The organism is Pirellulaceae bacterium (genome assembly GCA_029243025.1).
Lineage (GTDB): Bacteria > Planctomycetota > Planctomycetia > Pirellulales > Pirellulaceae.
In genome coordinates, this window is record JAQWSU010000045.1 from 581,582 (window position 1) to 594,815 (window position 13,234).

The 13,234-nt window shown below is 51.3% G+C and carries 9 protein-coding genes; 5 read left to right on the top strand and 4 right to left on the bottom strand.

Annotation, left to right across the window (positions count from 1 at the left end; translation table 11 throughout):
* Positions 1 to 19: 19 nt before the first annotated feature.
* The 4 genes from P8N76_21210 to P8N76_21225 all read left to right on the top strand — a co-directional run bounded on the left by P8N76_21210 (position 20) and on the right by P8N76_21225 (position 6,203).
* Entirely contained in the window at positions 20 to 1,645 is a 1,626-nt protein-coding gene (locus P8N76_21210; GenBank protein MDG2384203.1) for an alginate lyase family protein, read from the top strand.
* A 495-nt stretch (positions 1,646 to 2,140) separates the two neighbouring features.
* Positions 2,141 to 3,079, top strand: a complete 939-nt coding sequence (locus P8N76_21215; GenBank protein MDG2384204.1) for an exosortase/archaeosortase family protein — start codon at positions 2,141 to 2,143, stop codon at positions 3,077 to 3,079.
* Positions 3,080 to 3,136: 57 nt separating this feature from the next.
* Positions 3,137 to 5,449: a polysaccharide biosynthesis tyrosine autokinase gene (locus tag P8N76_21220; GenBank protein MDG2384205.1), complete on the top strand. Its 2,313-nt coding sequence runs from the start codon at positions 3,137 to 3,139 to the stop codon at positions 5,447 to 5,449.
* Between the two features lie 25 nt (positions 5,450 to 5,474).
* Positions 5,475 to 6,203, top strand: coding sequence for an exosortase-associated EpsI family protein (locus P8N76_21225; GenBank protein ID MDG2384206.1), 729 nt, complete (start codon positions 5,475 to 5,477; stop codon positions 6,201 to 6,203).
* Positions 6,204 to 6,230: 27 nt separating this feature from the next.
* Here P8N76_21225 and tadA read toward each other — a convergent pair whose 3' ends face one another.
* From tadA to asnB, 4 genes are read right to left on the bottom strand one after another with little or no spacing between them, the layout of a single operon-like run.
* Positions 6,231 to 6,689, bottom strand: a complete 459-nt coding sequence (tadA, locus tag P8N76_21230; GenBank protein MDG2384207.1) for a tRNA adenosine(34) deaminase TadA — start codon at positions 6,687 to 6,689, stop codon at positions 6,231 to 6,233.
* 36 nt (positions 6,690 to 6,725) lie between these two features.
* Positions 6,726 to 8,465, bottom strand: a complete 1,740-nt coding sequence (locus tag P8N76_21235) for a TIGR03790 family protein (protein ID MDG2384208.1) — start codon at positions 8,463 to 8,465, stop codon at positions 6,726 to 6,728.
* A gap of 28 nt (positions 8,466 to 8,493) precedes the next feature.
* Positions 8,494 to 9,657 (bottom strand): glycosyltransferase, encoded by a 1,164-nt coding sequence (locus P8N76_21240; GenBank protein ID MDG2384209.1) that lies wholly within the window; start codon positions 9,655 to 9,657, stop codon positions 8,494 to 8,496.
* 9 nt (positions 9,658 to 9,666) lie between these two features.
* Positions 9,667 to 11,544: an asparagine synthase (glutamine-hydrolyzing) gene (asnB, locus tag P8N76_21245; GenBank protein MDG2384210.1), complete on the bottom strand. Its 1,878-nt coding sequence runs from the start codon at positions 11,542 to 11,544 to the stop codon at positions 9,667 to 9,669.
* A gap of 319 nt (positions 11,545 to 11,863) precedes the next feature.
* Here asnB and P8N76_21250 point away from each other — a divergent pair, with 319 nt between their 5' ends.
* Positions 11,864 to 13,234 (top strand): O-antigen ligase family protein, encoded by a 1,371-nt coding sequence (locus tag P8N76_21250; protein ID MDG2384211.1) that lies wholly within the window; start codon positions 11,864 to 11,866, stop codon positions 13,232 to 13,234.

Genomic DNA, 13,234 nt, shown 5'->3' on the forward strand with positions numbered 1-13,234 from the left:
GCGAAAGCGACCCATTCGTATGAATAAACCCCAGCTTTTACGGTTGCTGCAAACGGCTCGACACCTGAGACCGATCCAGATTGCAAATCGTTTCCAACGTCGATTTCGCAGCGCGACGCCCTCCAAATCCCCACCCCCACCCCAACGAAAACGTTCAGGTAATTGGACACTTGCGGCACAACGGAATCCGACCCTATTAGCCCCAAATAAAATAAAAGTTTTTGAAAGCGAGATCGAAGTCACGTCGAACAGCTGGGACGATCCTGAACTCGAGCATCTCGTCCGATACAACCTCCACTACTTTGATGATCTGAACGCCGTTAATGCTGAGAATCGATCGAATTGGCAGCAAGCTTTGCTAACGCGCTGGATCAGCGAGAACCCCCCCGCTGAGGGCACCGGCTGGGAACCCTATCCACTCTCAATTCGGATTGTGAATTGGATTAAATGGTCCCTGGCTGGAAACGAATTATCCACTGCCGCCTCGAAATCATTGGCTTTGCAGACGAGAAGCCTGGAAAAACAGATCGAATTGCATTTGATGGGCAACCACGTCTGGGCAAACGCCAAAGCGTTGATCTTTGCTGGCCTCTTTTTTTCCGGTCCAGAGGCAGACCGCTGGCTGTCACACGGGCGATCTCTGCTCGAACGCGAAATGCAGGAACAAATCTTGCCGGATGGGGGACATTTCGAACTCAGCCCGATGTATCACTGCATTCTGCTTGAAGATCTCATCGATCTGGCAAACCTTTCACACGTCTACGGGCAAAAGTCGGTCAAGGGGCTGGAGCAAACGATTCAATCGATGGGGCGTTGGTTACGTGTCATGTGTCATCCGGATGGCGAAATATCATTCTTTAACGACGCATCCTTCGGAATTGCGTTGAAGCCGAGTCAAATTGAGGATTACGCCTGCCGTGTCGGATTCAGCGCATTCCCCCCCTGTCGCGGGAGCGTCACTCATTTGGCCGACACGGGCTATGTTCGTATTCAGTTTCCGAATCATGCCATGCTAATCGACGTCGCGGCAGCTGGTGCAAGTTATCAACCGGGTCACTCACACGCCGACACGTTGTCCTTTGAGTGGTCCCTGTTGGGCCAACGCGTGTTAGTGAACTCTGGAACGTCTTGCTACGGTGTTTCAGCCGAGCGTTTGCGACAGCGTGGCACAGCCGCCCATAACACGGTGATTGTCGATCAAACCAACTCATCCCACGTCTGGAGCGGCTTCCGATTGGCCAGTCGGGCAAAACCTTTTGGATTGACCATCGACGAATCGAACGACCATGTTTCGATCAGCTGCTCTCACAATGGCTATCGACGACTCCCCACACGGGTAACACACACCCGCAAATGGGAAATTGGCCCGACTGAATTCTCCATTTCCGACGAAGTAGGACCGCGATTTCAGCAAGCCCAGTCGCGACTTCACTTTCATCCGGACTGGTCGGTCTTCAAAGTCAATTCCACTGTTTTCGCCGAGTCGCAGGTTATTCCCGAGAAGTTAGAGATTACGACAAAAGCTGAAAAACGTCTGCTTCCTGGCAGCTACCACCCTCAATTTGAACAGTCTCTGCCGAATTCCGTGCTGGAGTGTGACCTTGAACCGGATGTGGCCTCAAAGATTCGAATCGGCTGGTCATAGCTCCATGCCAATCACGGCCACATTTCCCCGAGCCCGCAAGACCGTCACACATTGCGCAGACCCGCTGGACTGAAGGGTTAGATCGGCGATTCCGGCTATTTTTTTGCAAGCCCGGTGAACCGGTCGCTCCCCAACACCGTATACCCAGGGTCCGGGGTAGTTTCTCAGGACGGGGGTAGTTTCTCAGGATCAGAGAGGTGGTAACGACGGTGACGGCACCGAAGTCTCAAGAGGGCGCTCGTTTTGTTTGACCACCAATTAGGGCACGCTTATTCTTAAGGTGATGCTTTCTTCGAACATTGTTGCTGTCCGGCAACGAAAACGAAAAACGCTAGTTTGGCTTTTTTGATTCGCTATATTTAAAAATTAGATCATTAAGCTGTTTGGCTGATCGGCCAAACAGCACACCTCAAACGAGTTCAAAACCTGACGCGGACCCACAGTGCTCAACCGCCGTTGTTCTCTCCATGCTGACGAGACATGAGGAAACCAAAAGTGACCCAAGATCAACCTGAAACCGAAGAAACGGAACTGAACAAGCCAGTTAAGGCTTCACCCAAATTCGACAACCCTCAGTTCAGCGCCTGGTTGATGATTGGAGTCTTGAGTGGGCTGATTATCCTTTGCTACTTAAACACACTCATCGGAACGGCCGTGGCATGGGACACTCCGATGTATAGCCATGGCTACTTGATTCCGCTGATTGCCGCAGGGCTACTCTATTACCGGCGTGAACAGCTCCAACCATCTACCAACGCGGAACGATGGTGGGGCGTTGGAATCATTTTATTTGCCACCATCGCGCGTGTGTCAGCGGCCTATCTGGTCCAATTCAGCATCGATCGCCTCAGCTTTATCGCCTGCTTGATTGGCGTTTTCGTGATGGTTGGCGGATTCAGAACGTTGCGTTGGGCGGGCCCAGCGATTGCCTTTTTGATCTTCATGTTTCCGCTCCCTCGCGTACTCGTTGACAACATCCTGCGTCCGATGCAAACGATGGCCACCATTTCCAGTGTCTATGCTTTGCAAACATTTGGCGTTGACGTTTATCGTGAAGGAAACCGAATCATACTCGAGCACACCCCGATGAACGTTGTCGACCAATGCAGTGGTTTGCGCATGCTGACAATATTCATCGCAATTGCAGTTGCAATCGTCATGATCAGCAACCAGCGTCCGCCATGGGAACGGATCCTGATTCTGATCAGTTCTGTTCCAATTGCCCTCCTCGTCAATTGCATTCGAATCACGATTACAGGGTTGCTGTACAACCTTGAAATTGGTGCGGAGGAAGTGGACGTCATCTTCCACGACTTTGCAGGGATCATCATGATGCCACTCGCACTAGGCTTCCTGCTAATAGAAATGCAAGTTCTTTCCCGACTGTTCATTGAAGATACATCCTCGCGACAAATGAATGTCGGCATCGGATAGCGCACTTATTAAACGACTGACAAGCCGAATTTTTGGCACCCTTGGAGTGAAATCTTTATGTCTGACAATGGCCCCCATCCGGTAGATCCGCAGATGCCATCTGAAAACAGGGCGTTACCTGCGATTACCCAAGAACCTGTTGGCGCGATTGGCAACCCGATGCCCGTCGCACCTTGGATGGAAACCAAGGAAAGCAACGACGGATTTAACTTTTCTGGATTTCTCCATTCGCTCCGCCGTCGCTGGCTGGCAGGAGTCGGTTTTGGCTGTATTGCAGCCACTATTGTCGCGACGCTCTTGTATCTCCTCGTGCCCGTCAAGTTTGAGGCATTTGTGACGCTTCGCGTTCGACGTAATCCGGACGAGATTCTTCGGCAAAATCGACGGACGAATGTGCACCCGGCCGACTTCGAAATCGAAAAACAAACACAAGCAGCCTTGTTGAAGAGTCCGTTCGTAATCAACGCGGCTCTGCGGGACCCCACCATCAACCAAATGCCCCTCGTGAGAGACGAAGCCTGGCCATTTGGCAAGCGTAAAAAACCGGAAGCGTGGCTTGCTAAGCAGCTCAAAGTCGAATACTCCGAGGGTTCGGAGATCCTTGTGCTTAGCATGCACGAAAAAAACGAGAATGAACAACTCGTCAAATTGCTCAATGCAGTAACACGTGCATACATGGAAGAAATTGTCGATGCGGAAGCGGCGGAGCGGATGATCAAGCTACAAAAGCTACGAGATCGCTACCGCGACTTAATGGACGACATGAACGCCAGCCTTAAGAAGATTAGCGAACTGGCGAAAACGTATGGATCGACCGAATCGGAAAGCGTCAAACTCCAAATCGATCTTGGACTTCGGCAACTGGCAGCTCTCGATCGCGAGCGAATGAGCGCGGATCAACAGTATTTTGAAGCGTACGACATGATGATGCTTCAACAGCAACGCATCAACGCTCAAATGAGTTACGACCCTCGTCCGTTCGAAATCGAGGATGTGTTGCAGTCTCAATATCCTGATTACGCCATGCTCAAAACCCAAAAAATCGAACTCGAGCACATGATGAAGTCTCGAAGTGGCGGACGAGCTTCGCCAGCTGGTGCCATGCAACCACAGCTGGCTGCGATTCAATCACAACTGGATCAGATACGTTACGAGAAGAAGGATGAAGTGACGGAGCGACTACGCATGATGTCAGGTAACGACAGTCGAATTCTGCAAGAAGACTTATCCGTGCTACAGCTGAAGGTTCGAAGTCTTTTGCAACGCCGCAACAAGACCTATTCCGAATACGAAAAACTTTCGAACCAACTGAAGTCGATGGGCGCCTACAATTCGGAGCTTGACGGTGAGAAACTTTCACTCCAAGCACAGCAAGAGTTTGTATCGGACGTCAAGAAGGAGATGGAAACACTTGAACTTGAGGTAGCTTCAAAACCCCAAATTCGTGTGCTCCAAGAGGCAGTCATCCCCGATGAAAACAACTTGCTATCGAAGTACTTCCAGGTGATCGCTGCGTCAATCTTGACAATGTTTGTCACCGTGCTCGGTGTTGCGTTCTGGGACATGCAAAGCAAGCGAGTTAACAGTTCCCAGGAATTGTCCGCTTCAGGTGACCTGCGAGTCATCGGTTCGCTGCCACAGATCAACGCCCGCCGCGCCGCTGGGCTGCTACCGATGACCGAATCCAATAAACAACGAGTTGAAATCGGCCTTACTCGGGCGATCGACAGCATTCGCACCGCACTGTCATTTGCCAAGACGAGTCGTCCGTATCAAATCCTCATGGTCACCAGTGCCCTCGGGCAAGAGGGTAAAACGACAGTCGCTAGCCAACTGGCAGTGAGCTTTGCTCGTTCAGGGAAACGCACCTTGTTGATCGACGCCGATGTCCGCAACCCACAGCAACACGTCGTGCTCGGAATGCCCTTCCAACGTGGCCTGTGTGACCTGCTAAGGTCCGAAGCGACTGTCGAAGAACTGATTCAGCCAACGCCTGCTGAAGGCCTGTGGTTGCTTGGGGCTGGCACACGAGATGCGGGCACCGACCAACTCATGGCATGCTCGTTTCCAACCATCATCGAAGATCTCCGATCCCAGTTTGAAATGATCATCATTGATACCGGCCCAGCTCTGACTTGCCCTGATGCAATGCTGATTGGTCAAACCGCTGATGCGGCCTTAATCTCAATCATGCGTGATGTCAGTCGCACTCCAAAAGTAACGGACGCATGCCATCGCCTGCAGTCGGTAGGAATCACTATCGCGGGAGCTGTCCTGAATGGTGACACAATGGACATCCGCGCCAGCGATTTGCAAATGACGAATGATATGAGTCATGACCCGCAACTTGAAAAGTCAAACGCCAGCTAAACCGACCAGCTAAGAGGAATTCGCTGTGAAGTATTTACCTATCGCCGTCGTGGTCGTTGTGCTTGTAATCGGAACCATCATCGAAGGAAATTACTCCGATCGATGGGGGGAGGCACAGTCCGAGAAGCTCGACCAGTTCACCGCCGCTGTCAATCGCGTTCCCAAATCGTTTGGACACTGGACAAGCATTGACGATGAGATTAACCAAAGAGAGTTCGAAGCTTCGAACTGCACAAATTGCATTTCTCGAACTTACACCAATCGGGAAGGGGAAGTCGTTAACGTTTACCTCGTTTCCGGAACCGGTCGTCATGTGACCATCCACACGCCTGACTGGTGCTACGTGGGAGCTGGATACGAAATTGTCGACGGGGAAGCTCAACAGTACACCGACCCAAAAGCGACAAATCTGGAGGTGGCTCCTGAATTCCTCACGGCGATTTTCCGTAAGGAAGATCCGATCAATCCGACGGAACACATTCGCATCTTCTGGACCTTCTCCGATGACGGCATTTGGCGTGGACCAAGAATGCCCAAGCCGACACTCGGCTCCAAACCCGCCATGTATAAGATCTACATGATCACCAACGTCAACAGCGGTGGGGCCGACGTGTCAACGAACCCAACGCTCAAATTCGCGCGTGAGTTTTTGCCGATCATCAACAACGAGTTATTCAAAGAAACACCCGTCGACACCAGTTCGGAAAGCTTGGCAACTGGCTCAGAAACCGCGACCAGCAGCTCAGCAAGGTAGGTTCGAGAAAACTCGAGATACCAAAACCTATTTCTTTCCGCGGCCACGCTGCTGCTGAAAGAAGTCGGTGAGAATCTTTCCACACCGATCCGCAAGCACGCCGGAAGTAACTTGCGTCTGGTGGTTGAGGCGAGCGTCCGTAAGCAGCTGAAACATGGAGTGCACCGCACCCGCCTTCGGATCCGCAGCACCATAAATCAGATGGGGAATTCGAGCCTGCAAGATTGCACCTGCACACATCGGACATGGTTCTAAGGTCACATAGATCCTACACCCTTCGAGTCGCCAACTACTGAGCGATTCGGCTGCTTGCGTAATGGCAATCATTTCAGCGTGGGCGGTCGGATCATGCAACTGTTCTCGCTGATTGCGTGCTGCCGCAATCACACGGTCTTGAAACACAACCACGGCCCCAACCGGCACTTCTTCTTCGGCCCAGGCCTGCTCTGCTTCTGCAAACGCCATCCCCATGTAAGCTTCGTCCATCGTTCAACCTATCCCAACTCTATCGATCGCCAAACACTAGGGTTGCCCAACCGCTGAAAACTCATCGGCAGGCCTCACAAAAAACTGAATCGGCTTTGAATAGACCTTATCCCCCCGGCCCTTGCCAATCCCAATTGCCGTCAAGGTGATCGGACCACTACCGAGACTCGACGTATCGATCGTCAGTTGTCCCATCCCGCCCTTTATGACTCCGATGGGCTGCCGCCGATGAAACAGGTGAATCGAAACCGCATTCTTACAGCTGACAAAAAGCTGAACCTGTTCGTTTTCATAAATAACGCTAGGTCGCAGCGCCCATTCCATTTTCATATCTTGATTAGCGACATCAATCGGCAATAAAAGTTGTGCCTGCGATTCAATGACTGATTCTTCGATTGCCACAATACGCAAATCTTGCCAACCGTTCGCCAAACCGTTCGTATCAATCTCAAACGAGTCGCCCGGCCTGGTGATACGCCGCAAGCGTCCATTGACGAAAAACTGATATTCACGAATCGCAACTCCAGGTGCGGCTTGAGGCGTCATTCGAATTGTCCCCGTCACTTTTTCGCCCGGCGATATTTCGTCGACGATGAAAGTTGGCGAACGCGCCCAGGGACGGCAAAGCGGGTCACCAACAATCAGCAATTGATAAGGGGCCGCCACGGACTGATAGAAGGATTCTGCCACCGTCGCACCACGTGCGTAATGCACCTGAACCCACGGGTGAGGAAACTTGGCCTGCAGGGCAAATGGCTCGGCAACGGTGCCGCTCGAAGCCGTCGCGCCATAGCGCAAACATTCCGTCAACGGAGTCTGCTTCGCACTCTGCTTGAGAACCCCGCCAAAACTCGTCAAATTCTCACAAATTGCGCCCGGAAGTATTGTACTCCCTGATTTCTCCCAACTGTATTGTGCTCGACCGATAACAGCACCTAACACATCATTCTTTTTCGACGGCAAAACGCCATTCACAACGTCGGCTTGAACGCCAAGTTTCGCAAGCGCCTTAGCAACCTCTGGAAACGCGTTGTGTCGGGTCCTCGATCGAACTTCCGCCTCATTTTGCATCAGATACACCGTCCCACTTGGCCGAGAACAGTCCGCCAATGCGCTCCGTCTGAGGTATTGAACGACCTCTTCCAGGCTATTACCGCGACCATCCGTGTAACCAAGCATCATTGACAGATAATAGCTCTCACCATCCAGTTGCACCTGTTGTCCGCGTTTGTTCCAAGCATACTGACTTCGAAATCCACGCGTCCTTGTACTCTGGTAAGAGTTCGAACGATCATTCTTAAAAGTAAATGCGTACGACGAATCACGTGCTCTGACTCGTCCTTGAAAGAATGTCAATCCCGTCAGTGAAGCCAATGTGCCCGCTTCTCGCGGCAAAGCGGTCCGCACGTCTGCAGAAAAGTCAACGGCGTAAGGAAAGCCACTTGAGTACACAATGTAATCAATCTGAGACTCTAATCTTCTTTCACTCATCTCAGCGAGAATGGGAGCCAATATTTGCTGACGAAAGGTGTCGATCTTGATCGCTACTCTGGAACCACCCCACTCGAGCTCAAATACATTAATGTCAGGTATTTCCCTGAGATCCGTGTAGTAATTGGCAATCGCGCGGGAATCGGGACTCAATGAATTCACGACGAGGAAGACATTTTCGGGTCCACCGCCAGCACAACAGGGCGTCCAGGTTACTGCTCCGAAAGCTGTGATCACCAGCCAAAAGGCGACAGACCATGCTGTGAAGCTCAATCGTTGATACATAAATGCCTTTCATTTCAGGCGATGTTTTCTATTTACTCTCTGCTGAGCGATTACGGTCAGGCATGAGTAGTTGTTCAAAAAAGCGATTGAGCTTTTCAAACTCTGCATCCCAATTATAAGTTTGTTGCACGGCCTCACGTCCGCGCTGGCCACATGCCCGCGCGAATTCGGGTTGTTCTAACAGCTGTTGGATCGCATCTGCCAGTTGCAGTGGAGCGGTTGGGTCAACACAAATACCACACTTACATTCATCAACCACGCGACGATATAAGGGAAAATCAGAGACAACCACCGGCATCCCGAGCGCCATGTATTCAAACATTTTCGTTGGAAAGGACGCAACAAAGTTCGGCTCAGGAAGCAGAACAGCCAGACCAACTTCACAGTTTTCGATTTTCCCAATGGCTTCTGCGCGCTGAAGATAGCCGTAAAAGGAGACTTCGGTCAGTTCCTTTTCGCGTGCCAGATTTTTCAGCTCAACTTCGTGGTCGGCCGGAGAAATCGGACCGACGCAATGCCAGCCGACGGACATCCCTCGCTGCTTTAACTCGCTCAACGCTGCCAGAGTCAATAGACTGCCACGATCCCTCGAAACGGCACCCAGGTAGGCAACCGCTGGGCGAGAGGAGGGTGTCAACGGAGCACCCCGATGCTGAAAAGAGCTGAGCTTGGCAAAATTACGAGCAACAATGGCTTGTTTCACCCAGGGATAATCATCCACGTAGGAAGATTCGGCAAAGATCACAGGCATGCGTCCGATCAAGATGCGTTCGAGCATTCGCATGGTGGAGGAGAGCGGACGACGCAAAGCCTTCGGAATCCAACTCTTGGACAACAAATCCTTCGGCACGTTTTCGTGCATATCGTAAATAACCGTCTTTCCCAGGAGCGTCATCAAACGGGCCCACGGAAGCAACTCGGCATCATGAATCACATACAGATCGGCAGATTGTTTCCAAGCCTCACGAAAAACATGAAACGCGGTCCGCGTCATTCGCGAAAAACGTCCTCGTGGTGGAGAAATCGCCTTCAATTCAACGCCATTGATCTTCACATCACTATCGTGCACGGCCACCAACACGACTCGATAACCGGCTTCAACCGAGGTACGGCAATGCTTATCAAAGATGCGAACATCGAAAGGCCGATGCACGGAGGTAAGATGAACGATTTTGAAATTCGCTTGTGTCATTGAGTCGACCTAATTCGGCGAAACTTGAAAACGATCGAGCCAGACTGCAAGACACGCCATGCGATAGAGAAAGAAATGAGGAATTTGCTTCGAACCCTGGCGATAATTGCGAAACGCTTTGCATGCTAACTCGCGATTCAAAATCGGTTCGAGTCGATCACAGGCCCGCACGCGTTCTTCCAGTAATTCACCGAGTCGCCCTTTCATCCAACGCGATTGGGGCGTATCAAATCCGAGTTTTGTCTTTCGTCGCCGTAACATTTCCGGCAAACGATCCCCCATTGCATCAACTAACACACGCTTCGTCATTCCCTTTTTAAAGAAGAGTTGCGTCGGCAAAGTCAATGCAAGTTCGATGAACTCATGATCAACCATAGGCACCCGAGCCTCGACGCTATGCGCCATGCTGTTTCGATCCTGATACCGCAATAGAATTGGCAAACTCCATTGACGCAAGTCAGCCCATTGATGTTCGTGAAGATCCACAATACCCTTCATCTGAGATCGCCAGGCCGACCGAGAAAGTTGGTACCAATCCGGCTTCAGAACGTCCGTCATCACATCGTAGCGACGCCTGAGCCAGGCAGGAGCGTAACGAGTCCCCTGCCAGAATTGAAGGAGTTGCCGATCGCCAAAAGCGAGTAAGCCTAGCAAATGGGATGTGGCTGCTGCATAACGATGCTCGCTGAGCAGTTGCTTCAGATAAAAGAATGCAAACTTCCTGTACCCGCAAAGTGCTTCGTCGCCACCTTGGCCATTTAATAAGACGGGTACTCCATGCTCGCGTGCCAAACGCATCACACAAAATTCACCATATTGGCTCAGCGAAAACGTTGGCTCATCCTGGTGGTAAATAAACTGATCGAGATTTTTTTCAGCATCATCATCACTGAGAAAAAACTTTACAGGCTCGGCTTGGCATTCGCGATTGACGACGTCGATGTACGGCTGTTCATTGATTCGTGGATCATCGTTACAAACAGAAAAGGTTCGCATCGATGTCGAAAAATCCCGATAGGCAACAGCCACAATGCTGGAGGAGTCGATCCCGCCGGAGAGACAAGTTCCAACAGGCACATCCGATCGCAACCGCAATCGAACAGAGTCACAAAAGACATCACCGATCTGTTGAACTGCGTCTTGCCAAGAAATGGCAACCTCCGATCGACTCGGTTGCCAATAGGAAGTCGCATTTGCCAAGTTGGGCCGCTCACCCAACGACCACGTCAAGCATTGACCTGCGGGTAAAGCATGCACTTGGTCAAACATTGTCAAAGACGGATCATGACCCAATAGTCCTTCCGTTAGATAATCCACGCACTGCTGAGCTTGCAAGCGAGGTTGGAATTCTGCAACCGACAACAACTGCTTCGGCTCGGATACTAGGTGAGTTTGGTCTTTCCCGGCCCAAAAATAAAGCGGCTTAATTCCAAGTCGATCGCGAGCGACAAAAACGACAGATTGCGCCAGATCAACAATCACAAGAGCAAACATGCCCCGAAATCGATTCACCGATTGCGAACCCCATTCGCGATAAGCAGCCAAAAGTACTTCCGTATCCGACCGGGTCTCAAATTGGTGCCCGAGGCTTTGCAGCTCTACCGCCAACTCAATAAAGTTGTAGACCTCGCCGTTGTAACTGATCCAAACCAAACCATCTCGGCTTTTCATTGGCTGAGCACCGGCCTCAGTCAGATCGAGGATCGCCAACCGCACGTGGCCCAACGACCAGGTTGCGGGGCGATTCGCAACAACTCCGCCAACGGTGCCACAAACAATTCCGCTCCCGTCAGGACCTCGATGTGCGACCAAATCGAGCGAAAGCCGAGTTTTTTCTTGCAACTCGAGGTCGGGAAAGTCAGAAAATACTGCGGCAATTCCACACATCAGGCTTCTCGTAGGGCGGCTAAGACCCGCCGTGCCGCTCGATTTACATCCAGCGGCTTCCGGGGGGCGTAAGTTGGACGGGTCGCGTCTCGAGTCGTTTCAGGCTCGCGAGCTCACGAAGCCGTATTCCAATAGTCGACTCCAGCCGCTACCTAACGCAAGCAGCAGCAATCAAACCACCAAAATCATACTTTTTGACTCAATCCTCACAGACTGTACTCATGGTCAATTATGAGACGAACCAAGTTCGGTATGTTAAACTACAGCTGTGCAGCGAGGCGTTCTTTCAACGCCCATTCAGGCGTTTACGAGGCAATCCATGTTTGTTATCTCTGTCGTAATGCTGGCCTTCGTGATCTTTGCGATCGCGATCGTGTGGCGTCCTGCTTCCGTGCTTGCATTTGCTGTTTGTGTCTACCCGTTCGAGCAATGGGCGCAAGCCAATTCTGCTTACTTCGGCGCGAATTCGGCATTGATGAACTACGGACTGGGGTTATTAACCTTGTTTGCACTCGCATGTGTGATCATGCGTGGGAATAATCCGCTACAGCCAACCAGCAGCGCGATGTGGATGTGGCTTGCTCTTTACGTTTATGCCGGTGTGAGTTGCATTTGGTCACTCGACCGTGAAACGTCTCTATTCCTGTATCGATATCACGCCCCCTACATGATCACTTTTGTGGGGCTGTTGCCGCTCGTAATCCAAAAACCCGATGACATTCGAATTGGATTCTTAAGCACTCTGATCTTCGGCACGATTGTAATGGGACTGTTGTTCTGGGACACGGGAATTCATGCTTGGGGACGAACCATTGAAGTCGCAAAAGGGGCCGGTGTTGTCGACCGTGTAGGTCAATCGCACACGCGTTTGTCACCACTGGCAGTTGCCGAAGCGGCTGGTGAAATTGCGATCATTGCAATGTTGATGAATTTCAAAGGCGTCAATCGTATCTGGCAAATCCTACGCTGGGGAATTGTCTTCGTCGCCCTTGCCTTGATTTATCGATCGGGTTCACGAGGCCAACTATTTGCCACAATTCTAGCGGTCATGGCCTTCATTACGCTTAGCCGCGGAATGGCTTCTGCTCGGGGATGGATCACAACTTTTGCGACAGTCACGATCATCTTCTTCATTGCATCGTTTACTTTTGCGATGTTCGGTGATACCACCGGTAGTCGATGGAAACTCGATCGCATGGGCGACACACTCTCGGCGACTCGATTTGACTACAGTATGATCCTGCTCAAGTATTGGCTCGATAGTTCTCCGATACACTGGTTATTTGGTCTCGGTAGTTCTGCTTCCTTCGATGCGAGACTCCTGGGCATCTACTGTCACGTGGTAGTCATTGAAATACTCGCAGAACTTGGCTTGATTGGTTTCCTGCTAATCAGCGCTTTTGTTCTATTAGTGATTCGTGACGGCTTTCGGCTGTACCAAGCGACAAAGGATTCCGACACCGAACGTGGAACGGCCATGGCATTATGCGCGATGTTCTTCTTCCAGATCATCCTGACATTCAAAGAGCGGTCATTCTTGACACACACACTGACTCTTGGCACCGGATTGATGATCTGTCGTTACGCGGCAATCGTCACCGCTCACAAGAAGCAAGAGCGAATCCGAGCCGTAAAGAGATGGTTCATTGGACAGTCGCAGATGGCTGCCCAGCTGCAGTCGACCCCTTGA

Coding starts and splice junctions, on each gene's coding strand:
- P8N76_21210 (MDG2384203.1), top strand. CDS start 20: ATGAATAAACCCCAGCTTTTACGGTTGCTGCAAACGGCTCGACACCTG.
- P8N76_21220 (MDG2384205.1), top strand. CDS start 3,137: ATGTCTGACAATGGCCCCCATCCGGTAGATCCGCAGATGCCATCTGAA.
- tadA (MDG2384207.1), bottom strand. CDS start 6,689: ATGGACGAAGCTTACATGGGGATGGCGTTTGCAGAAGCAGAGCAGGCC.
- P8N76_21235 (MDG2384208.1), bottom strand. CDS start 8,465: ATGTATCAACGATTGAGCTTCACAGCATGGTCTGTCGCCTTTTGGCTG.
- P8N76_21240 (MDG2384209.1), bottom strand. CDS start 9,657: ATGACACAAGCGAATTTCAAAATCGTTCATCTTACCTCCGTGCATCGG.
- asnB (MDG2384210.1), bottom strand. CDS start 11,544: ATGTGTGGAATTGCCGCAGTATTTTCTGACTTTCCCGACCTCGAGTTG.
- P8N76_21250 (MDG2384211.1), top strand. CDS start 11,864: ATGTTTGTTATCTCTGTCGTAATGCTGGCCTTCGTGATCTTTGCGATC.